Below are 23,204 nucleotides of genomic sequence, written 5' to 3'. Positions count from 1 at the left end.
GGGTTCATTGGGTAAAAACCATGCCCATAAGGAAATAGCAAAGCAGAGTAACCACTATGATGCCGGCGATGTTCAACGCAAACCCTGTGCGAATCATCTCGCCTATCTTCATGTGCCCGCTGGAAAAAACAATCGCATTCGGTGGCGTAGCCACCGGCATCATGAACGCACAACTGGCGGCAATAGCAGCGGGAACTGTCAGAAGCAGTGGTGATGCGTCCTGAGAAACTGCCAATGCGCCCAGCAATGGCAAAAAAGCAGCCGCAGTTGCTGTATTGCTGGTCACTTCCGTGAGGAAAATAATCACCGTCACGACCAGCACGATCATTACGATCACCGGTAATGCGCCTGCAACATGCATACTTGCTGCTATCCAGTCGGCCAGTCCGGAACTGCTGATAGCTCCGGCCATGGCAAGACCGCCACCAAACAGCAAAAGAACCCCCCACGGAATGCCTTTTGCTGTATCCCAGTCCAGCACAAAACTCTGTTCACGGGTATTAACCGGGATAATAAACATGGCAATGGCCGCCGATATGGCAATCCCCGTATCGGTCAACCATGGTGCAATGTTCACCGACAACAGCGGCCGGAAAATCCAGGCACCGGCCGTCAGGACAAAGATCACGGATACAAGCTTTTCGCCACGACTCATGGGCCCCAGAGCAGCAAGTTCATCATGTATAACCTGACCCGCGTCTTCCTGCTCCACCAGGCCAAACTCTCTGCGGGTCAGCCACCACCAGACCAGCACCAGCATCACTGCTGCAACAGGGACGCCAAGCAACATCCACTGGGAAAACCCGATCGATATACCCTGGGTCTCATTCAGGTAGGCTGCCAGCAGAGCATTGGGCGGCGTGCCTATAAGAGTAGCGATACCGCCAATACTGGCGGAGTATGCTATGGCCAGCAAAAGCGCCGTGGCATAGCGCTGAACATTTTCCGACTGACCATTACCCGCCATTCCGATGACAGACAAGCCTATGGGCAGCATCATGATTGCAGTTGCGGTATTACTTACCCACATACTCAGAAAGGCTGTCGCCAGCATAAAGCCTGCAATCTGCCATTTAGGCTCAGAACCAACCGTCTTGAGCGTCATCAGTGCAATGCGCCGGTGAAGGTTCCAGCGCTGCATCGCCAGCCCCAGTGTAAAGCCACCAAGAAAGAGAAAAATGATCGGGTGCGCATAAGGAGATGTCGCCTGAGAGATACTCCCCAGGCCAAGCCCGGGTACAAGTACAACCGGCAAAAGTGCAGTAGCGGGAATCGGGATGGCTTCTGTTGACCACCAGGTAGCCATGAGCAACATAAGTCCCATCGCTGACCACGCCTCGGCCGTCATGGACTCCGGTGGAGACAAAAGCACCGTTATCAGAAGAAAGCCCGCACCGAGAAACAGGCCAGCCAGCTGGCTTCTGGAATACCCTTCCGGATTGTCAGTTATCTGCTGTTGTTCAGACATACAACCACTCCACGTCGCAAATTCGGGGCAGGATAATGCATGAACTCAGCCACCAAAGCGATACTCTGCAGACAGCAATAGTCCCGGTCAGCCTTCCAAAAGTTCTGTATAGGGTCTTTCCGGATTCAGCCTTTAGCGCAATCCACGCAAACAGTGGTGTAAGGCAGCACCTGAAGCCTTCGGGGATCAATAGGCTTGCCGCAGACCTCACACTCCTCACCTTTCCCCTGGTTAATGCGCTCAAGTGCCACTTTTATCTGCGCCAGCTCCACCCGGGTCTCTTCTTCAAGTGAATCCACAACCTCATCGTTCTGAATTTGTGAAGCCTGCTCTTCAGAGTCTTTGTCGAGAGCCCCTCCTTTACGTTGCTGGTGTGCCTCATAACGTTCCAGGCGTGCTATCAGATCCGCTTTCAGTGTTTCAAGTTCCGCTTTGCGATTGCTCATATAACATCTCCTGTTTCCTGCCTACGGTTTACAGCTTATCTATAGACTACATTAGCCTTTTAACCCTGATCAGGATTGATGCTGATCACAATTGTGTCAATGTGCTTGAGAGAGAATAGGGTTCTCCCCGTCATCCTAACTGAGGGCTGCACATGTTGGGTCTGGACAAGCTTGGAAAAACCGCAAATCGACTGGCAAGTACGTTTGAAACAAAAGTACGTGAGGGCCAGCAACACCTGGAAAAGTTGCTTGGAGATACCGGCGTTATGGATTACGCCAAGAGCTCCACATTGTCTGAAATGTCAGATGCCTACCGCACCATGGCAAAAGATTTGCTGCTTCACCCCTGGCGTCTCGCGGGAGCAGAGCTGGAACTGGCCCGAAAATACGCCGATCTAGGCTCTTACACGGTCGCCAGACTGAACGGAATCGACAAAGAGCCGGCTGCGCCCGCAGACAGTGATGACCGGCGCTTCAGGGCAGAAGAGTGGCACAGGCACCTGCCATTTGATGTATTGCATCAGGCCTACCTGATTAACTCCCGAGCGTTTCTGGATTGGGTAGAGAACATGGAAGGCATACCCCCGGCCGGCCACGAACAGATGCTTTTTTACGCTCGCCAGCTCACCAGCGCGCTCGCTCCTTCCAACTTTCTGGCAACGAACCCAGAGGCTCTCAAAATAACCTGGGAGCGCAAGGGCATGAATCTGGTCGATGGAGGGAAGCAGTTTATCGATGATTTCCGTCAGAACCCGAAGCTATTCAATGTTGGCATGACCGATCGCTCCGCATTCGAGGTCGGCCGTAACCTGGCCACGACACCAGGAAAAGTGGTATTTCAGAATGACCTGATGCAACTCATTCAGTACACACCTACCACGGATACTGTCTGCAAACGGCCCCTGCTGATTGTCCCGCCATGGATCAATAAGTATTACATTCTTGATCTCAGCCCGAAAAATTCTTTTATCCAATGGCTTGTCAGCCAGGGGCAGACCGTATTCATCATATCCTGGCGCAATCCAGGGCCCGAACTGAGAGACAAAGGCTGGGACGACTACATGGCTGAAGGGCCTCTGGCGGCCATGGAGGCAGTAACTGCGGCCACCGGCGAAGAGCAGATGAATCTGATCGGATACTGCATCGGAGGGACGCTTCTGGCATCAGCTCTGGCCTGGCTGAAGAAGAAAGGCAGGGATCCTGTTGTCAGTGCTACATACCTTGCAAGCCTGCTGGACTTCTCTGATCCCGGCGGCATTGGTGTATTCATCAATGAGCATTCAATCCGTGGTATTGAACGCGCGATGAATAAAAAGGGTTATCTGGATGGCCGGGCAATGGCGTTCACGTTCAACCTTTTACGGGAGAATGATCTGTTCTGGTCGTTCTGGACCAACAGTTATCTCAAGGGGCAGAAACCAACGGCTTTTGATCTGTTGTACTGGAACACCGACAGCACCAACCTGCCCGCAAAAATGCACAGCTTCTACCTGCGAGAGATGTATCTTAATAATCGGCTGGTGCAGCCTGATGCTCTCACTTTCGCTGGAGAGACAATTAATCTGGGCGAAATAGAGGTACCGTCGTTCTTTCTTTCCGCCCGGCAGGATCATATCGCAAAATGGAAAAGCACCTATAAAGGGGCTCTGGCCCATGGTGGCAATGTTCATTTCGTACTATCCGGTTCCGGCCATATTGCAGGGGTCATTAATCCTCCCTACAAGGAAAAGTATAGTTACTGGACGAATGACCCCATGAAACCGGATGCGGATAAGTGGCTTGCAAGCGCAGACGAGCATCATGGTTCCTGGTGGCCACACTGGCTCGAATGGATTCAGCAATATGCTGGCGAGCAGGTTGCCGCAAGAACACCCGGAGACGGCAAGCTTGCCGTAATTGAGGACGCTCCGGGCAGTTACGTGCTGGTGAAGGCCAAAGAAGCTGCGGAATAACGCGCATCTGAAGTGAACAACTGTCCGGGGCAGACAGCTCTGCAGAGAGCTATCAACCGGACAGCAGTTCAATCGGGTAGCGGATCGTCGTCTGGCCTACTCCCGGCCGCGGGCCGAAGTCTACAAGCAACAGACGATTACAGATCTTGTTTTCCAGACCCGGTTCTCCGAGCGTTGATTCGACAACAGAACATCGTGATACAGCACCACTGGGTTCGATCACCAGCTCAGGTGTAATACTACCCTGCAGCGATGGTTTTCGACGAAGCTCGCGATTGTATATGCTGTAAATCGCAGATTTATTCGCATCCATGGTACGCCGCAACTCTTCTTTGCTGCGCGTCCGGGAAGCGGTTTCCTGCTTTTCACGCCGGACCGTTTCTTTAACTTCAGCGACACGCTCTGCCTCCGCCACTTCCGCCCTTTCACGCCCCGCCAGGGCAACCTCGCGGCTTTCGCGCTCAAGTGCAGCATCATTCACACCTGAACTGCGCACATTGGCTGTTGCACGGGCGGCCAGTGTATCTTCGGCCTTACGTGCAATGGGCTTGGCTGTGCGGGTTACGGGCGCATCCAGCTTTACGGAACTGGCCAGTGCGCTGAGCTTTGAAAGCTCGTTCCCCATAGCCAGAATTCCACTGTTCTTCGCTTTTTCACGAGCCTTGGCCACAGCTTCAGGCTTGGGCGGTTCCTTTACCTCGGGCTTGGGCTTGGGCTTTGGTGGTTCTGGTTCAGGCGCTGGTTCAGGCTCAGGTTTCGGTTCTGGCATGGCCTGCTCAACCGGTTTTTCCTCCGGTTTGGGCTCTGGTTCAGGCTCGGGTTCTGGCATAACCGGTTTCGGCGGCTCCTTCTTCTCGATAACCAGCTTGGCCAGCTGCGGCGGCAAGGCCTCGCGTTCCTGTCGGTCCCGCTCAGGCAATTCAATCCAGCTCACATAACCGGCAAAGATCACAAACAGGGGCACAACAACCAACGCCACTAACATCAAGCGTCTGCGCTCACCCTGCTCCTCACTCCATGGCAGTCCATACCGGTGATCCATCATGCTCCCGCTCCCTCTTTTGCACGCTGGTTAACCGCCAGAGATATACTGGCGTATCCCGCATCCACGCAGGTAGACATGATTTTCTTAAGCAAATCGTAGGGCAACTCACGGTCTGCCAGAATAGTAATTGCCCTCCCTGCTTCAGGTGCCGGCTGCGATGAACGACTGGCCTGATAGTCCAGTTCCTGCTTCAGGCCTGGCTCAATTTGTCCGTCCAGTGCCTGCAGCACCGCCCGTTTGATAACAACATGCCCGTTCACCAGGATATCCTGGTCGGTAACGGTCAGTGCGAGCACATCACCGGGGGGCTGCTCCGCCGACGAATCAGGCAGTTTGATGGTACTGTTCTGGTTGAGAACCTGCACATCAGACGAAGAGTTAACCATAAGGAAGAACACAAGAATCGTGAAGATATCCATCAACGACACCAGGTTCATCTTGCTTTGACCCTTGTTACGCCTGTGATGACGCTTCAGTCGACGGGCTTTGGCAGACTCTTTCATGATTGCCCCCCTTCTTTCTGCGCTTCTGATGCTTCAGCCAAAGGTGCATCGCCGAGCGAGATTTCAGGAAAGAGTTCGGCCTCCACCAGATTCCCTGCAACGACTGCGTCGTAGGACCGGACCGTGTCCATAACCGTCACAAGTGCCTGATAAGAGGTTTCACGTGAGGGCATGATAATCACATCTTTTTTGTCAGGAACGCGGCTTTTAATCTCTTTCATTACCTCTTTGAGTACAGCAAAATCGTACTCTCCGTCCTTCTGGGCAATGGCCTTGATAACTCCACCCTGATTGTCCGAAACCACCAGGCGGTCCATATGGATAACCACCTGAATCTGTAACTCTTCAGCCTGGTCCGGAGTCATGCTTTCGCCGGTTGGGAAGTTAAGCTCCAGAACGCTGGTGTGAGCAAACACCATATTCAAAAGCAACACCGGCACCAACACGATCATAAGATTCATGAAAGGAGTGATATCAAGATCCGGTTCGCTTTGTAATCGACGATGTTTCCGCCTCATAGCCTGAAATCCTTTAGCTGATTATCAGACCGGGGTACGGGCGTTAGCGCCAGCAAGAGCTGCGGCCGGTGTTGCCGCCGTGGCGGCCTGCGCCTGAGGCTGAACACCTGCACGAGAGCCAGAACCGTCGCTGAGCAGATTCAGCACTTTGATCCCCGCCATTTCGAAGCTATCAACAATCTCATTGGTTTTCGTTTGCAGAACAGAATGAATCAGAAGAATGGGTATCGCTGACATCAGACCGAATGCGGTCGTGTTCATGGCTACCGAGATACTCTGGGAAAGCAGGCTGGCCTTTTGCGCCGGATCCGCTGCCGCAACTGCAGTAAACGCCGCAATCAGGCCAATGATGGTACCCAGAAGGCCCAGAAGCGTTGCGATATTAGCCAGCGTTGCGAGGTACTGTGTACGTTTTTCAATACGCGGCATAACATCCAGCAACCCTTCTTCCATGGCATACTCAATGTCCTCACGACCCTGCCTGCGAGCCAGTCGCTGCAGACCAAAGCCAATCATTGTAGACATGGCACTGCCAGATTCCTGGGCGTAATTGAGAGCACCTTTGAAATCACGCTTCGCAATCATCTGGTGCAGGCGGTTGAAGTCTCTGCGATTGATGATTTTCTGAGCAGACAGGTATACATATCGCTCAATGGCCACAATGATTCCGACAATCAGCACAATTGCGATCGGAAACATAAAAAAGCCACCTTCCTGAAAGAAGCGAACGGCGGTATCGATCATTATCTGGGCACTCCATGGTCCGGGTTTTGAGTCAGTCTAAGCGCAGCTCTGCCCCAAAGGGGTTAAGTTAGCGGAAGTCTTTGTTGCGGTTTGTTGTACTTTGCACTCAGCCACAGAGTCTCTGTGACACATATCTCATTAATTACCCCTTTCTGCTGCCGCTGGTTTGTCGATGAATGCGTCATGGTAGCGGACAAGTCTTTGAAAGTCGTAGCGCTCCAGAGGCGCAAATGCCTGCTCAACCATCAACTGTTCATCCGGTGCCCGAAGCTCGCCTACTTTTGGCGGCTGCCAGGGCACGAGATACATGACGGTCGGAACCTCCTGATCCCCCTGAATGCGGGTTCCCTCAATGGTGACCACTTCCGGGGTCAGTCCCGAATCCTGGGCATGGACGGTTTCATAGCAGGGCAATAACACGGCCGCCAGAAAAGCCAGTTTCTCCAATTGCCTCATAGCCCTGCCCTCATATCAGATTCTGTTTTTCGCATCGTATATCCAGTCTTCCAGCTTCGGGTCGGGCTCAGCAGCAAGTGTTTTATACTGTTCGTATAAAGGCAACGCCTGCTCAGGCGCGCCAAGATAAATATCCAGCAAAAATGCCAGATTAAGCAATGCCGGCAAGTATTCCGGGGTTGCGGAAAGGGCTGCCCGATAATAGTGTTCAGCAGCTGAAAAATCACCAGCATTGCGTGCGATTACGCCAAGGTGGTTAAGTGAAACTGCGTGTTCCGGATCAAGAGCAAGCACTTCGTTGAACCTGGTCTGGGCGAGTTCGGCATCGCCAGCCTGAAATGCGATTATGCCCAGGTTAACCAGAGGCCCGGTACGTTGTGGATACTGCACGGCCATTTGTTCAAAACGCCGCTTTGCCTCATCGGTATCACCGTTTTCCATTAATACGACGGCTTCGATAAAAGCTTCATGCAGAGCTTCTGTGGCTGCAACCGTCTCACCTGACGAGCCGCCGCTATGGGAGGCGGCCGGGCGCTCAGGCCCCGACGCACATCCAGCCAAAAGCAAAAGACCCGCAACTGCCATCGCACTCAGTTTTTTATCCCAGATCATGGACCGCTCCGACTGTAACTTCGGGTTTGTTGTAGCGTCCCGGCAGCAAACTTCGCAACGACTCATAACTACGCTGTACCCATTCATCGAATATGCCATCACGGGCACGACGGATATTCTGTTCGTGGATATCAATTGCGTTATCTTCGAATGGATAAGCCTGCTCCTCCAGCAACAGTTCGTACTGGGAGAGTTCCAGGTCACTGAGCCCTTCCGGGCGTTCGGAGTCCATCAGGTCTGCACCGAGGCGGCTGTAGATATGAGCAATCTGATAGCCTGCTTCTGTGGAGAAGGATGATATCCCGTAACCCGACGTTGTCTGGTAGGCCTGGACTGCAGCTTCAAGCGCGCGTGTTTTTGCTGCCATGCTCTCGTTCAGTGGCAATGTCAGACGAATACTGTCGTAATACGCCAGAGCGTCCCGCGCCAATGTCGCAGAGGCAGAGGCTGCCAGGTAGCGCATCCGGTCGTCCGCAGCTTCCGGATTCTCATCCACTTTCTCCATTTGTCTGTTCAACCAGACATCACGACTTGTGAGGTCGTCACGGGATTCGTAAAGCTCTGCCAGCCTGTTCGCAGCTTCCATATAAACCGCCGCTGGTTCCGGATGGTTGTTGGCGTATTGGCTCCAGGTATCGATCGCCTTGTCCAGATTCCCTGCCTGGTCGTATAGCTCAGCCGCGATCTGGAGGTTCTCCCGTCGTTCCTCCGGGGTGGTAGCCATGGCAACCATGCGATTGATTTCATCCCCGGCTTTCTCCCACTGGCCTGTCTCCCTATAGGCAAAAGCAAGCTTGGCGGGAACGGTATCAGCCAGTTCATGCTCAGGAAAGCGCGAACGGAAGCTATTCAGTACATCAATTGCCTCGTCCCATCGTGCTGCGCTGACCAGCAGGGACGCTGCGTCATACTGAGCATTTGCATAAAGGACTGACGCTGGAGCTACCGACCCTACACGCAGATACTCACTGAGTGCCGCATCAACATTGCCCGCCTCTGCCAATTGTTCTGCCTGACGGAATACAGACGCAGCCATATTTTCCTGTATGTCTGCCCGCCTTTCATCTTCAACTGACATCATTGCCAGGGCATCCCGGTAGGATTGCTCGGCTTCGGCATAGCGTGTGAGTTCAAACAGGCTATGCCCTGCCATCAACAAAGCCTCGGTAACCAGCACTGGATCTGCAGCCGGCTGCCAGGCTGCCAGGCGAGCAGCCATGGGAATAACTTCATCAAGGTTTTGCTGATCGAACTCCCGCTGCAGAGCGATATAGTAAACACCGGGGGCGCGGGAATCCTGCGAAAAGGCATTCACAAACCTAAAACGGTTAAGTTGCTGCATTTCCTGCAAGGCAAACAGATCATCATTTGTGTCATTCAACCAGGTTCGCGAATACTCCCGGAATGCAAGAACTGAGGCATACCCCGCTTCAACAGCACGCTCGTTTTGTTCCCCATTCACAGAGAAGTCATAAGCTACCCGCTCAAATGCCTGGATGGCATCAGGCCATTCCTGTAGTTCAATATAGGTTTCCGCCAGCAGGAACAGCCGCTCAGGTGTGCGGGGATGATCAGGGAAGGTAGCGGCAAACTCTGCGTAATAGGCTGCTGCCTGCCGAAAATGCTCATCCGCTCCGAAACTCTGCTGGTTACCAGGGTTCTGCCCCTGCTTTCGGACTTCGCCGGCAAGCAAGTAATGGCGATCAGCCAACTCCGGCAGCAGAATCTCTAACTGGTTTTTGATATAGGCCAGTGTTTCGGGGTCGGCCTCTGGCCAGTAGCCACTGTTGATACCATAACGTTTGATGAACTCCGCTTTACGATCCGGTATGGCCTTGTCAAAACCCGCCAACGCCAGGGTGTCAATTATCCGCATGTGATAACGCGGCGCCCAGGGGCTGTCTGGGTGCTCGTGAACATATACCTCAAAGACATCAACAGCATCACTATAACGTTCACGCTCAATCAGCAGTTTACTGTAGCGATCATAAACAAGGCTTTCGTAAGGCCGGCTCCCGGTCTGCCGGAACAGGGCCTGCAGGGTTTCCGCGCCATCAAGATAGGACAGTGAAAGGCCGACAACCCGAAAGAGGTCTTCAGTAAGCGTCTGGTAACGTTGATTCGGCGCCTCTGCCTCTGCAGTCCGGCCACCTGGCATAATCAGATCCAGCACCTCAACATAACTAAGCAGGGCCTGCTGATAGTCACCCTGTTTGAACTGACTCCAGCCCTTCATATAGTGGGCGTTCATCAGGAAGGAAGGGTCAGCGTTTTGCTCTCCGCTGGCACGGGTAACCTGATCAAAGGCCTGCTCCGCTTCAGAATAGCGGCCGTTAACAAACAGAATATCCGCGCGTCGAAACTGGGCTTCAACCCAATAATCCGATCCGGGATAGGTCGTTACCAGTGTATCGAGAGATTGCAGCTGCTCTTCGGTCCTGCCACGTAATCCCCAGGCGCGGGCCAACTGATAGTAAATCTGGTCATTACCTTCACGCTCCGGATATTCCGCCAGCAAAGTGGTATATGCTGCAATCGCTCCGGACAGATCATCTTCTGCTGTGTCTGTCATTATGCGTTCAGCGCGAGCGAACTCAAGATCGGCAAGCCTGTGCCGGATGGTGATCTGCTTGGAGGGGTCATCCACCAATGGCAGCAACTCCCGGTAACTGCGCATCACTGATTCAAGAGAAACAGCTTCCTCAGTGGCTTCCGCAGACTTGCCCTCTACAACAGCAAGATCTGCCGTACTTGTCGTATTTCCGGTGCTTAAAGACGCCAGTGTTCCGGGGCGTGCTTCCGGTATTTCGCCGCCCTGCCCCCACCACATTGTCTGGCACCCGGTCGTCAGCATTGCTGACAATATCGGTACCAATGCGCGTGTATAACTCAAAACCCGACCCCGGCCGGATAGCAGTGCAAAAAGCGGCGTTTTATTCATTGGCAGCCTCCGCATCACTATCAGCCCGGAACAGCTGATCCGCGAGCCGTGCCTGTGCATGTCGGGAGGCCACCAGATAACGCCTGAGTTCGCTGTTCTGTTGCTCAAGAGCCTCACCCAGGCGCCCCATAAGCATGCTCCTTGCCAGGGCTAACGCATCTTCCACCTCGTTTTTCAGCAACTGAAGCTCCGCGGCCTTGCGGGCAAGACGTCCAGCCAGTTCACTATGCTCCCTGTCTCCGGCCATCAGGGTTTCTATAGCAGCTCTTTGGTTGAGGAACAGCTCCATTTCCCTGTCCAGCTCGCGCAACTGCTTCTGGGCCGCCCAACGATTTACGGCGTAATCGTTAGCCACACTCCAGTCAAAGTAAGCCTTCATTCGTGTGTAGGTTTCCCGTTGCCGGGCCGTACTCTGGTCATCGGGGAGTTGTTCGAGCGTGGCTGCAACCTTATCTAACCTCGTTTTCAGGGCTTTCTGTTCAGTCGTCATGAAAAAACCGACATTATCTCCGGCAAGAGCTGCTTCAATATCTTTACGAAACGATGCGTGAGCCTCCGCCCAGTCATCCGCCTGCTGCTGCTCAAGCTCGAAACGAGCCTCGCGAATTCGACGCTCGCGCTGTATCCGCCGTGTTTCGAGCATGGTTTCGAAAGTGGCCAGTTGCTCCTCTCGCTGCGCAAGCAGTTCCTGCATCTGGTAAAGTTCATGCAGCTCCCCAAGCGCTTGCTGGAAAGATTCCGTTGCCAGCACTTCCGAGAGTCCGAAATCAGCAGGCATCACCTGCAAGCGGCCGTATGCGTCGGTAACAATTTCATTGCTGTCGCCCAGAAAACTCAACCGAGCCATCAGATTATCTTCGGTCAGTGCCTGCCTGGCTGCGATCAACTCCTCACCCCGTGCTTCATAATGTTCCGCAGCCTGCATAAACGCGGTTAACGCCTTACGGGGCTGGTTCATTTGCTCGAACACATAACCCCGGGCATAAGGAACCTGTTCCCGCCAGGCCAGAAACAGTGTGCGTTGCGATAAAGCATCAAGTGCATCAAGAGCCCGTTGCATCTGGCCCTGACCAGCCGCGGCCACCGCATAATCAAACAGTGCTCTGTCAGAAAACACTCCGTCTAATGGCATGGTCCCCAGCAAAGCCAGTGCGTCATCAAACCGGGCGTCTCTCAGGTACAGGCGAGCAAGGGATAACCTGCTTTTATCCAGCAGCGCACGGTGCTCGGACAGCAGAACTTCCTCCGGAGTTTCGGAACCCATATCGGCAATAAGCTTTCGCAGGTATTCCTGAGCTTCCGTAAAGTTTTCGGCATCAATCCCGGCCATGGCTATGTTGTAGCGGAGATAATATGCCCATGGACCAGACTGGCTGAGCTGTTCAAGCAGGCGTTTAACCAGAACTTCGCTATCCGGTTCGCCAGCGAAATCGTCGGATTTCATAGCCAGCCGGGCTCTGAGATAAAGCCATTCTTCATAAAGCCCGGGCTCGCTCTCTTCAAGCACTTCTTCATCAACCCGCATAAGGTTCTCATAGGCCGGCGCATAGTCGCCTTCGAGATAGAATACTTTTCCGAGATAGAACCAGGCCTGGCTAAGAACTTCGGGTTCAAGGGTTACAGGTGAGCCTTTACCTGCCGGGGCATCAGTAGCGCTGGCATTTGTCTCTGCAAGCAAGCGGGTGAACAATTCACGGGCTTCGCGGGTCATGCCATAAGAAAGCATAAGACCGCCTTCAATCAGCTCCGGATAGGCACCGTGCCCACTGATGCCACCACGTTCACGGGCGACATCCAGCAAAGTCAGCGCCTCAAAGGACTCGCCCTGGTGATAGTTGTAAAGGACCCAGCCATACATTGGGTCCCGGGCCCGTTCCGGTGCCTCACCGGCAGTTAGTACCGGTGCACTGAGTACGAACGGCAGCAGGCTGGCGGCTGCGGCAACGCAACGCGCCGCCTTGCTGGAATGGAATGCCCTTGTAATGAATGCCACAGGCCGTGTCACTCCCACTCCACTATGGAGACCATGGGCTGATAATCCGAGGAACGATCCTCAATCCGGATTTCCAGCGCAGCTGTCTCGGTACCTTTTTCAAAAGCCAGGGTTGCTGCCTGCTTGTAAGCACGATTGTCAGGACCAATGCCTTCTACAAAAGCCGTTATCTCGTGGGTACCGGTTTTAAGATTGCCAATAAACAACCGCTGCATGCCACCGCGTTCAAGCGCTGTAACCTGCCGATCCGTATAAAGGTGCGAAGCCACAATATCGCCATTCACCTTTAGTTTAACCGCGTCCAGTTTAAGGAATTCCCCCGTATCAACACTGAGGAAAACGGCAAACTGCGTGCTGGCCGGAAACAGCAGATCTTCTTCCAGGATAAAGAGATCCCTGTTAAGTCCGATGACTTTCTTTTTCAGCTCTTCAACCCGCTCAGCAACAGCCTTGCCGTCAGTGGTGTCTTCCTGTTCCGCAAGCACCGCTGTGCTCATAAACAGGATCATTGCCGCAAGTACGCCAGCCAACAGTGTTTTGAATGAATCCGTCATAATCAGATTTCCTGCAAACTCAGTATTCGAGAATCACCGATGCCCTGGTAACCAGCGCATCAAAAGAATAAAGCGGCTCTTCGCCCGGCAGGTAACTGCCCGAAGCTGTAACATCCCGGAAGTTGTCATAGTCAAAATTCAGCCAGTCCAGCAGCAGGCTGAATTGCAGCCGCTTTATGCCCGGCAGGGATGTCTGCTTCCACTCATAAACCGCCCCCGTTCCAAGGGTGGTGCCCGAAAGGGAGCTCATTTCCTTGTCTCTGGCCAGGTGCGTCTGAGAGTTTTCATAAGGGAAAAGGTCGCTATAGAAATCCGCTTCTCCCTGACTGTAATAGCGAACCGAGCCTTCAAGGGTCCAGCGTTCATTCAAAGCGTGAACGTAGCCCAATTCCAACGTATGGGCTTTGATGCCCCAGGTATCACTGAAATACCGGTATTCCCCGCGGATCGAGGCCCTGAATGGCAAATGATAGATGGCCCGGGCAGCTACAGACGTGCTGGTTCGTGTCTCAGGATAGCGTTCGGGCTGATAAAGAAACGAGGTTGTGTCGTCAGGGTCCAGATAGCGGTTCTGACGGTAGGGGTTCTGTAAAAAACCTTCATCCGTAACCACTTCAAGGTCAAGCCCAACCAATGTGTTGCGGGTAAGCACCTGACTGACACCAACCTGGAAGTTACGGCGATCAGCGTCTTCACTGAAGTTGTCATTGCCGATCCTGCCTACCTCGTCCCAGCCTTCGGCATAACCGAGCGTGACCGTAGACATACCACCAAAGAACTCCTGGCTGACAGTGAAGTACACAGTATTGGCTTCAAAGTCGTTTTCGGAACTGTTCGTATAGCCGAGACTCATGATCGAACGATCATAAAGATAGTCAACGCCAACCGTATACTCTGTGCGTTCTTCGGTATAAGCACTTGCAGTTGCCAGAACATCTACAGAGGCGGCTGATACCGCATCCACGTAATACTGGCCAGTCACCGACACCTGCGGCCCGACACTTTTGCGTGCAAGTACCACAGGACCATCAATCACCATGCCTCCACCGTCATAACGGTGGTAAAGCACATCCACACTATCCACTGGCAGCGTTGCCGCACGAGCGAACGGGCACGACACCATGAACACGAGAAAGGCCCACAACACAGGCGTCTGGCGACTGTGATCAGTTACACCCACAACCACCTCCTGAACCGCCTTCAGCCCCACGGGCAGATTCCCGGGCCTGGTAAACGTGGTGCATGTACGAATCTGCCTTGCCGTGGCGGCTCAGGCTCATGATCGGATCAGCCAGGCGATCCCTTTCATAGGGTTTAACCCAGGGTTTGACAGAACTGCATCCCGCAGTAGCCGACAGCACCATCGCCAGCAGCAATGGCATGATCATGGTTAATTTGCGCATAACACCTACCTGCCTTTGAATCACTCTCGAACCAGTTCTCTGATCTGAGCTTCATACTCGTCTTCATAGCCAGGTTTGTAGCCATAATGAATGTAACGGGCCGTGCCATCACGGTCGATCATCACGGTTGTCGGCATGGCCGGTACTTCGTATAGCTCACTTACCGAGCTTTCCGGGTCGTAAAGCACCGGGTAGTTAACCGGCACCTTGTCCAGAAAGCGCAAGGCTTCATCGCGATTCTCATCGACATTTACCGCAAGAATCGTAAAGCCCAAATCCTGATAACGGCTGTAAATGCCATCCATCAAAGGCATTTCCTGCCTGCAGGGTCCACACCAGGATGCCCAGAAGTTCAGCATGACCACTTCACCGCGATGGTCTTCAAGCCGGACGTTATCTCCGGAACGGCTTTCCAGCGTGAAATCCGGGGCCGGAACGTTGATGGCATCAGCCTGTACCGTGAACACCGCACCAGTCAGGGCAAGTGCCAATGCAATACTTGTAACAGGGTTATTCATATTAAAGGCTCCCGTATTCAGAAAAAGACCGACAGTCCGGAACTGATTTCCGTGTTCATGGACGTCTTCTCGGCACCCACTACATCAATGCGATAGTAGTGCTGGCGCACACCCAGATGAATTGCAAGACTGTCGGTCAGGAGAACCTGATAGCCCGCGCCAGCATTAAGGGTGAAGCGGGTATCGCCAGCGAAATCCGTAGAACCTGCGCCTGCAATCAAATAAAAGTTCGTATTGAAGGCGTAGTTCTCGGTCAGAAACGCCTGCCCGGGCAGGATGTTGTAGCCCAGGTTAATGTTGTAATAGAGGTAATCACGTTCGCCATCGGTCAGTACTTGTGCGTTACCTGCCAGGTTTTCAAAGCTGGTTTCGCCGCCCTCAGCAAAGCCGATTCCCGCCTCGAAGAAGAACGATTCGCTCAAGTGATAGGTTAGCTTGCCTCCGTACACAAACGACGACTCAAAATCTTCAATATTGAGCACGCCTGCGAAGGCTCCGATTTCAAAGTTCTCGGTATCAATCAGTGCTTCATCAACCGGCACAGGCTGTACGTCAGACTCAATCAGAGGCCGGTCGTCACGATCAGCGTTTTCCGCCGCAAACACATCAGGCGTAAAAGCAATGACTTGAGCCAGGCAGAACCCGGTCAGAAAAAGATACTTAATCCGATTTTCCATTCTGTCGCTTCTTCGTTGGTTGATCGGCTGGTAAAGACTTTGTAGTCCTTGAACTCGGCCCGGATAAAATAGCGATCGGTTATATAAGCGCGCAGCCCTACTCCCGCATGGCCGACCGGGTTGTCACGCTCCTCCGGCTCCGCGAGTGTCGCCTTTGGATCCACCCAGATGTGGCCCGCACCAAGAGTGAAAAATGGGGAAACCCGCCAGTGCGGAAAAGGCTGATGCACAATATTGGCATTCACCATGAGTATTTCCGAAGCGCTGCCCAGTACCTGAGAACCCCATAATTCGGCAGCCAGATTGGGCGTAAACCACCAGCCTCCGTACACTGAGGTTACGGGAGCCCCTTCAAACTCCCCCATCATGATTCCGGTTTCCAGGTTCCGGCTTCTGAATGCTTCCACGTCCGGCACACTGAGATAGACTGCTTCGCCCGTTGCATCCCGGGTTTGAGCAATTGCCGCCACCGCAACCCAGCCTTCCCGGCCTTTATCATCACGGACCTTCATCCAGCCGGTTTTGCGTTGCAGCAGGCTCAGCCATTCCCCTTTTTCACTGGCGTGAAAAACCGGATAGCCCACAGCCGGGCCACTCCGCCACACAACAAAAGGTTCGACAACCTCGACCCTGGGCGCGGATTCACCCTCTCCCCAAAGCCAGCCAGCCCAGGCGGTAACAGGTAAACACAGTGTCAGTATCAGAAAGGCAATGGGCATGGTTCTGGTGTCGGTTCCTGATCAGTCTTCCGGAGCTACGAAAGGGTTATTGTAATATTGGGCGCCTATGTCCAGCCATTCAGATATGAGGCGCAACTCCGCAGCGGACAGGAAATCTTCATGGGTCCCACCAGGACTGAATACACTCATAAACCGGGTGCTGGCTAAAGCACCATTGACTGACATGCTTTCTCTGACCGGGACAGGTTCCAGGATAGGCGTAGGCAGACCAGTCACTTCATCCAGTATCGGGTTACCTTCTTCATCCCTCAGGACATCGCCAGTATCAACCATTATGTCCACCAATACTCCGCCCGGGTTGAGTTCCATCGCGTTATCTGGAAACAGCAACTCACGATACGCCTTGAAGTGTAGTGGTTCAGCGTCTGAAGGACCGTCCGTGAGATCCAGTTGCGCCTCGGCAACGAGAGGTGCTCCGGCAGCGTCACTACTGGTGTGACAACCTGTACATGTGTAGTCGTCAATCACCTGATCATTTTCGTCCAGAATTTCACGGCTCAGCCCCCACAACGGATGGATATGGGATTCATAGTTGATAACTACCCGGCAGTTGGCTGCCCATTCATTTTCGCATGCACCGGAAACCGGAGGTGGCGTTTCAAGGTTTTCGTAGGCCAGGGACCTGTCCGCAACTCTGCTGTCGAAATCTACCCACTCACCGGCATGGTATACAGGATCAGGAGACGGCTCTCGTACACCCTTCACCCGGGCATACACCTCGGCCATAGTTTCGCCCATGTCTGCAAACAATGTCGGATCCGTATCCGGAAAAGGCAGCCCGTTTGTGCTTGCACCGGCCCAGACAGATGCAGGGCTGGCGTCTGGCCGGCCATGGGAAACAGGCGACGTGGGGTTATGGCAGCCCTTGCACTCAAGGGTTTCACCAGGCTTAACCGATAACCAGTTCTGATGACGAGAGCTGGTTCTTCGCCCCTGAGCATCCACCACACTCACCGCAAAGGCCACATTCGCCGGCACAGCCACTTTTACTGAGCCATCGGGTTCTATGGGCACATAACCCAGAATTTCCCGCATGAGCTGACCGCGGCTACGGCCAAAAGCACTGTTATCAAAATCGCGCACATCCTCGTCCGGCATGGACACAGGCTTCTCCAGACGCAAAAACCTTGCAGGGCGATCGGCTGCGGCGGTCAGCAAAGGGTTGGCAGTGGCTGCTATACCATTCGGTGCGGTGTCGATTCCGTCGATATCATACACACTGCGAACATGCAGAATACCAAACCCTCTATCGGCCAGCTCAGCAGCCTTTCCGACAACCTGAGCCTCAGGAATAAAGGTCTCGAGCGGGCGTTCACGCAAAAGCACGGCCCCATCAAACTGCTCACCTTCAGAAGACGCAACTATCGGCCTCTGAGTGCCGCTTGCAAGGTCGAGCAGCCAGAGACCATAAACTGGCGGCGCAGGAACATAAGCATCGGACTCAAGGCGATCTTCAGTGCAGCTCAGTATCCGGCCAGACGCGATCTCTGTGAGCCTGCATGGCGTCCAGCTCATAAGATATCTGTCGGTGCCATCCAGCAGGGAAGAGACAGATCCATAGCGTCCGGACAATGACAATTCACCATCAAGAGTGATCCCTGGAACCAATGAGGTCTGGCCCGATCCCTCACTGCCATCAATGCGCTGAACGGCCTCAACATAACCAGCGGCATCAACCACAGCAGGAACTGATGCGTAATCGTCGCTTTCGAAGGGGCGCAACTGGACCAGGAGAGCACCCGAGTCCGTCTTGCGGGGCTTCAGATACTGCACATTGATTGCGCCTTCGACAGAGCCATGGGAATGACGGCCATAAAGAAAGGCGAGCGCGGTTCCGTCGGGGTTTACACGATAAAGGTTAACGCCGTTATTGCCGGTCTGGCCGGCGTTATCCCAACGGCTGAAGACAATTGAACCATCATCCGTGACCAGAGGATCCAGATCGTGACTCTGGTTGAACGTAATCTGTTCAATATTACTGCCATCACTGTCCATTGTGTGCAGCACAAATGCAGGAACATCCCGGTTTTCATCAAGACCGGAAAACTGGCCCTTGCCTTCATCCAGCAACACAGCTTTGGAAGCACGCTGACGGGTGGAAGAGAACACAATTCTGCCATCCGGTAGATAAGCAGGGGCAACATCCTGGCCAGCCCCGGCTGTCACATCCGAAGTAATAACCCTGCGCAACAGGTCCGTTGGGTAATCATATTCCCAGATATTCCAGGTGGGCTGATCTTCCTCATCGGCTCCTTCTATTTCTGGTGCCCGCATGGCAAACAGAACGCGGCCACCATCGTGGGAAACATGAAGATCTTTTACGTCATAGAGAAGGCGACCGGCATCATCCAGAAACTCCGGGCCGGAAAACGCACGGGAAGACACATCCATCGCAACCGCATCAATCGATGCACTGGCTTTAAGGAACAGACGGGCTCCCGGCCGGAACTCTGAGGGGTCTGCCAGATTGTCCTCAATCAGAGCCCCGCTGTCCTCATCAAACAACAAAGGCCGCTTTATATAGGCAACCGGGTTCTCAACAACCACCGGATCCTCTTGCTGACTATCACTACTGGACAAACAGCCGGAAAGCATGGCAATCAAGGCAATACACAACCCGGCCATGATGATGTTGTTGTTCGGTTTTTGGGACACGCACCCTGACTCCAATGAAAAAAACTGCATTAATACCCTGCAGTAGTTGAAATTCATGACATAAATTAAGTGTGGGCCTTATAAAGCACTACGGATTTTACGTAAGCAAATGTAATTGCGTGGCCCGCTCCACAAATTCGATGCTAATTGCAAGTACAAACTATCAACAATTGTAAAATTCGCCTATTGTGCCGTAGCTAAAAACCAAGCCATCGAGGACATCGACATGAAAGCCCCGGAAAGAATGCAGCAAGGCGCATTCAAGGCATGCAGTATGTCACTCCTGATTCTGTTGATCACCGCCTATGCCACCACTGCAGGTGCAGGTGCACGGGAACAGGCCAAGCGGATTCACGACAGGATTGCAGGCGTGCCACCGTCCGCTTCTGTTCTTGATGTAATGGAAGGTCATATTGCTGATGGGAACGCTCTCGAAGCCGCAAAGCTCGCAATGGATGATCCGGCTTTCTACGATGCAACCCTCAAGAACTTTGCTGCGCCCTGGACCAATGAAGACATGTCGCCGTTCGTTCCACTTAATGATTACACAGCAACCGTAATTGGCCTGGTACGGGATGGCGCAGATTTTCGCGAGGTGCTGTTTGGCGACGTGCTCTATATCGGCGATTCAGGGCTCGGCCTGACTTCATATTCCCCATCCAACAACACCCATTACGAAGAGCTCGAGGAAAGTGGCGCACCTCTTAAAGACGCTCTCCAGCGGGTAAACCAGTCTGCTTTCAACGGACTTCCACCCAGCGCCACCGCCGGAGTAATTACGTCGCGCGCGGCAGCCAGAGCATTTTTCAGCGCCGGCACCAACCGGGCGATGTTCCGGTTCACCCTGATCAACCATATGTGCAGAGATCTGGAACAGGTTGCCGATGTGTCCCTGCCTCCGGACAGGATTCGTCAGGATGTTTCCAGAAGCCCTGGTGGCGATAGCAGAGTATTTCTGAACAACTGTGTGGGCTGTCACACAGGTATGGATCCAATGACCCAGGCTTTTGCCTACTACGACTTTGACTTCGACCCGGACAGTGATCCGGATGGAACTCTTGGCAGGCTGGTTTACAACACAGTCAACGACATAGATCCCGACACCAAATCGCGGGTACAGGGAAAGTACCACATTAACTCCACCACTTTTGAACAAGGCTATGTGACACCCGACGACCAGTGGGACAACTACTGGCGACAAGGCACCAACCGCCGTCTGGGATGGGACCCGAATCTGCCCGGCTCGGGTAATGGTGCAAAAAGTCTGGGCCAGGAGTGGGCTAATTCAGAAGCCTTTGCCGAATGTCAGGTGGAGAAAGTCTTCAGCAACGTATGTCTTCGACCACCTTCGGACAGCGATGATCATAACCAGATCGCAGCGATGGTAACCAGCTTCAGGACCAAAGGTTTCGACCTGAAGCAGGTATTCGCAGAGTCTGCCGTCTACTGTGCCGGGGAGTAAGAGAGCCATGATAAAAAAAATCCGTCGTCAAAAAAAATCTCTGCGCTCAGCGGCCTCCATCGCAACATTGGCCCTGAGCACGTTACTTCTCAGTGCCTGCGGAGGAGAGTCTACCGAACCCCTGCCGAATACGGCCTCCAATTCCGGAGCTGCTAACTACACCGGGCCAGCGGCGGCGAGTGAAGATGTACAAAACTTCAAGCTAAGTGTCTGGGACAACCTCGTACAAGACAACCGCTGTGGCTCCTGCCACGGCACCGGAGGACAGTCACCCACATTTGTCGACAGCCAGAATATCAACACGGCCTACGCCCAGGCCAATACGATCGTAAATCTGTCCGACCCTTCCCAGTCGCTGATGGTTACCAAGGTTGCCGGCGGCCACAACTGCTGGACAACAAGTGAATCCGCCTGTGCAGACATTCTCACCACCTACATTTCGAACTGGGCCGGAGGTACGTCAAACTCGGCCAAGACCATAGAACTTAATGCACCAGCCATTAAGGATCCCGGGAATACGGTTAGCCTGCCTGCCGACTCTACTGACTTCAGCAACACCGTCTACCCGGTGCTGCAGGACTTCTGCAGCGACTGCCATGGAGACAGCGGACAGACTCCTTATATTGCCAGCAGCAATGTTGAAACCGCATATGAGCAGTCCAAGAGCAGGATTAACCTGAACACACCTGCCAATTCACGCCTGGTGGTGCGACTGGCGTTTGACGCTCACAATTGCTGGTCGGCTGACTGTGCGAATGATGCAGCCCTTATGGAAACAAAAATACTGGAGTTGTCCGCGCTGCAGGAACTCCAGCCGGTCGATCCAAACCTGGTGACCAGTAAAGCCCTGGTTCTGGACAGTGATGGCCTTCTGGCCAACTCAGGCGGGCGCTTTGAAGAAAATATCATCGCTCTTTATGAGTTCAAGGCAGGTGAAGGCCAGACAGCATTCGATACCAGCGGTGTGTCCCCTGCCCTCAACCTGACACTCAGCGGGAATGTGGACTGGGTCGGAGGATGGGGTATAGACATGGGCCCGCCCGTGCAAACTGACCAGGGTGGTACTGTGCCTGCCGGCAAAGCTCAGGGCTCCACCGCAGACAGCAGCAAGCTGCACACACTGCTGACAGGTACCGGTGAATACGCTATCGAAGCCTGGGTGGCCCCCGGCAATATCACTCAGGAAGACGCCAGAATTGTTACTTATTCCGGCTCCGCCACCACGCGTAACATGACGCTGAGCCAGTCTTTGCAACGCTATGAAGTTTTACACCGCAGTACTACCAGCGATGAAAACACTCCATTCGCAACACAGGATGGCGATAAACTCCTGCAGGCGACCCTGCAACACGTTGTCATAAACTATTCCCCTGGAACCGGCCGGCAGATCTTTGTAAACGGCCAACCGTCCGGAGACATTGACCCTGACGATCCAGGCCTGCTCTCCGAGTGGGACGACACCTTTGCCCTGGTTCTGGGCAATGAAACCGATGGTAACTCGGCCTGGCAGGGCGTCATTCGTCTGGTCGCCATCCATAACCGGGCGCTGACTCCCGAGCAGGTTCAGGCCAACTTTGAAGTAGGTGTTGGCCAGAAGTTCTTCCTGCTGTTCAGCGTATCTGACCTTGTTGATCTGGACGAAAGCTACATTGTTTTCGAAGTCAGTCAGTTCGACAGCTTCAGCTATCGTTTCACGAGCCCGTTTTTTATAAGCCTCGATGAAACGGTCGAGCCTTCCAGCATCCCGCTTCAGGGTATGCGCCTTGGAATAAATGGCAAAGAGGCAGCCGTCGGTCAGGCCTGGGCCAATCTGGACGTGGTCCTCGACAGCGAGTTCTACGAACCCGGAACAGGCCAGCCACTATCCCGCCTGGGCACTATAATCGCCCTGGAAAACGGCCCTGAAACCGACGAGTTTTTCCTGACATTTGACCGTCTGGGCAGCACCACCTATTCGCGTACAGAGCCCACGCTGCCCAGCGTTGAATCTCCACCGGACCTGCCCGCCTCATCAGACATCGGCCTCAAGACTTTCGACGAGATCAACGAGTCCATGGCCCGCATGACCGGTATCGCGAAAACTCAGCCAGCGGTCCTGAATACTTTCAATACCGTTAAGCAACAGCTACCAACAGTTGAAAATATTGGCGGATTTTTATCGTCTCACCAGATGGCTGTAACCCAGATGGCAATTCAGTATTGCGATGCCCTTATCTCGGATGGTGCGGCAAGAGCAGCCTTTTTCCCTGGCTTTGATTTCTCTGCAGCTGTCGGATCCGCCTTTGATCACGAAGGAAAGAGCCTGATCACCGACCGGCTGTTAGAGCGTTTTGTGGGCGAAAATCTGGCTACACAGCCGGCCGCACTGGAAATTGAAACAGAACTGAGCAGCCTGATTGACAAGCTGTCCCAGTGTGGCACTGGCGGTTGTTCAAACGACCGCACCGAAACGATTGTTAAAGCAAGTTGTGCCGCTGTGCTTGGCAGCGCCACCACCCTTGTTCAGTAGAGGACAAA

At 53.6% G+C, this 23,204-nt stretch carries 20 protein-coding genes; 3 read left to right on the top strand and 17 right to left on the bottom strand.

Annotated elements, in window-relative coordinates:
• Positions 1-4: 4 nt before the first annotated feature.
• Both CPA50_RS05755 and CPA50_RS05750 read right to left on the bottom strand, forming a co-directional pair.
• Positions 5-1,468, bottom strand: coding sequence for an SLC13 family permease (locus CPA50_RS05755; RefSeq protein ID WP_096781473.1), 1,464 nt, complete (start codon positions 1,466-1,468; stop codon positions 5-7).
• 125 nt (positions 1,469-1,593) lie between these two features.
• Entirely contained in the window at positions 1,594-1,914 is a 321-nt protein-coding gene (locus tag CPA50_RS05750) for a TraR/DksA family transcriptional regulator (protein ID WP_096781472.1), read from the bottom strand.
• A 152-nt stretch (positions 1,915-2,066) separates the two neighbouring features.
• Between CPA50_RS05750 and CPA50_RS05745 the strand changes: the two genes are divergently transcribed.
• Entirely contained in the window at positions 2,067-3,866 is a 1,800-nt protein-coding gene (locus tag CPA50_RS05745; RefSeq protein ID WP_096781471.1) for a PHA/PHB synthase family protein, read from the top strand.
• Between the two features lie 52 nt (positions 3,867-3,918).
• Here CPA50_RS05745 and CPA50_RS05740 read toward each other — a convergent pair whose 3' ends face one another.
• From CPA50_RS05740 to CPA50_RS05670, 15 genes are all read right to left on the bottom strand, one after another.
• Positions 3,919-4,911 carry an AgmX/PglI C-terminal domain-containing protein gene (locus CPA50_RS05740; protein WP_096781470.1) on the bottom strand — a complete coding sequence of 331 codons (993 nt, stop codon included), beginning with the start codon at positions 4,909-4,911 and terminating at the stop codon, positions 3,919-3,921.
• Complete coding sequence (locus CPA50_RS05735; RefSeq protein ID WP_096781469.1) at positions 4,908-5,414, bottom strand: ExbD/TolR family protein; 507 nt, start codon at positions 5,412-5,414, stop codon at positions 4,908-4,910. The genes CPA50_RS05740 and CPA50_RS05735 overlap by 4 nt, the downstream gene beginning before the upstream one ends.
• Positions 5,411-5,932 (bottom strand): ExbD/TolR family protein, encoded by a 522-nt coding sequence (locus tag CPA50_RS05730; protein WP_096781468.1) that lies wholly within the window; start codon positions 5,930-5,932, stop codon positions 5,411-5,413. Before CPA50_RS05730 ends, CPA50_RS05735 begins: the two co-directional genes overlap by 4 nt.
• A 24-nt stretch (positions 5,933-5,956) precedes the next feature.
• Positions 5,957-6,676 carry a MotA/TolQ/ExbB proton channel family protein gene (locus tag CPA50_RS05725; protein ID WP_096781467.1) on the bottom strand — a complete coding sequence of 240 codons (720 nt, stop codon included), beginning with the start codon at positions 6,674-6,676 and terminating at the stop codon, positions 5,957-5,959.
• 138 nt (positions 6,677-6,814) lie between these two features.
• Positions 6,815-7,132: a hypothetical protein gene (locus CPA50_RS05720; RefSeq protein WP_096781466.1), complete on the bottom strand. Its 318-nt coding sequence runs from the start codon at positions 7,130-7,132 to the stop codon at positions 6,815-6,817.
• Between the two features lie 15 nt (positions 7,133-7,147).
• The gene (locus CPA50_RS05715) at positions 7,148-7,744 is read right to left on the bottom strand and encodes a tetratricopeptide repeat protein (protein ID WP_227519503.1); all 597 of its coding nucleotides are present in this window, start codon (positions 7,742-7,744) and stop codon (positions 7,148-7,150) included.
• Positions 7,731-10,685, bottom strand: a complete 2,955-nt coding sequence (locus CPA50_RS05710) for a tetratricopeptide repeat protein (RefSeq protein WP_227519502.1) — start codon at positions 10,683-10,685, stop codon at positions 7,731-7,733. Before CPA50_RS05710 ends, CPA50_RS05715 begins: the two co-directional genes overlap by 14 nt.
• Complete coding sequence (locus tag CPA50_RS05705; protein ID WP_227519501.1) at positions 10,678-12,678, bottom strand: tetratricopeptide repeat protein; 2,001 nt, start codon at positions 12,676-12,678, stop codon at positions 10,678-10,680. Before CPA50_RS05705 ends, CPA50_RS05710 begins: the two co-directional genes overlap by 8 nt.
• 8 nt (positions 12,679-12,686) lie before the next feature.
• Positions 12,687-13,232, bottom strand: a complete 546-nt coding sequence (locus tag CPA50_RS05700) for an AraC family transcriptional regulator (protein WP_096781465.1) — start codon at positions 13,230-13,232, stop codon at positions 12,687-12,689.
• 19 nt (positions 13,233-13,251) lie between these two features.
• Positions 13,252-14,355, bottom strand: a complete 1,104-nt coding sequence (locus CPA50_RS05695; RefSeq protein ID WP_096782347.1) for a DUF3570 domain-containing protein — start codon at positions 14,353-14,355, stop codon at positions 13,252-13,254.
• A 43-nt stretch (positions 14,356-14,398) separates the two neighbouring features.
• A complete protein-coding gene (locus tag CPA50_RS05690; protein WP_096781464.1) occupies positions 14,399-14,635 on the bottom strand; it encodes a DUF4266 domain-containing protein in 237 nt (78 codons plus the stop codon).
• Positions 14,636-14,655: 20 nt separating this feature from the next.
• Positions 14,656-15,153: a TlpA family protein disulfide reductase gene (locus tag CPA50_RS05685; protein WP_096781463.1), complete on the bottom strand. Its 498-nt coding sequence runs from the start codon at positions 15,151-15,153 to the stop codon at positions 14,656-14,658.
• A gap of 17 nt (positions 15,154-15,170) precedes the next feature.
• Positions 15,171-15,830 (bottom strand): outer membrane beta-barrel domain-containing protein, encoded by a 660-nt coding sequence (locus CPA50_RS05680; protein WP_096781462.1) that lies wholly within the window; start codon positions 15,828-15,830, stop codon positions 15,171-15,173.
• Positions 15,800-16,549 carry an SH3 domain-containing protein gene (locus CPA50_RS05675; RefSeq protein WP_096781461.1) on the bottom strand — a complete coding sequence of 250 codons (750 nt, stop codon included), beginning with the start codon at positions 16,547-16,549 and terminating at the stop codon, positions 15,800-15,802. Before CPA50_RS05675 ends, CPA50_RS05680 begins: the two co-directional genes overlap by 31 nt.
• Positions 16,550-16,570: 21 nt before the next feature.
• Positions 16,571-19,225 (bottom strand): hypothetical protein, encoded by a 2,655-nt coding sequence (locus tag CPA50_RS05670; protein ID WP_227519499.1) that lies wholly within the window; start codon positions 19,223-19,225, stop codon positions 16,571-16,573.
• A 226-nt stretch (positions 19,226-19,451) separates the two neighbouring features.
• On the opposite strand from CPA50_RS05670, the gene CPA50_RS05665 reads away from it, so the two are divergent.
• Complete coding sequence (locus tag CPA50_RS05665; RefSeq protein ID WP_227519498.1) at positions 19,452-20,687, top strand: hypothetical protein; 1,236 nt, start codon at positions 19,452-19,454, stop codon at positions 20,685-20,687.
• A gap of 7 nt (positions 20,688-20,694) precedes the next feature.
• Positions 20,695-23,196: a LamG domain-containing protein gene (locus CPA50_RS05660; RefSeq protein ID WP_096781460.1), complete on the top strand. Its 2,502-nt coding sequence runs from the start codon at positions 20,695-20,697 to the stop codon at positions 23,194-23,196.
• Positions 23,197-23,204: the final 8 nt, after the last annotated feature.

The sequence above is a fragment of the Marinobacter sp. ANT_B65 genome (genome assembly GCF_002407605.1).
In the GTDB taxonomy this organism is placed as follows: Bacteria; Pseudomonadota; Gammaproteobacteria; order Pseudomonadales; family Oleiphilaceae; genus Marinobacter.
Note: the sequence above shows the minus strand (reverse complement) of the source record. Positions and strands in the feature narration are given on the sequence as shown.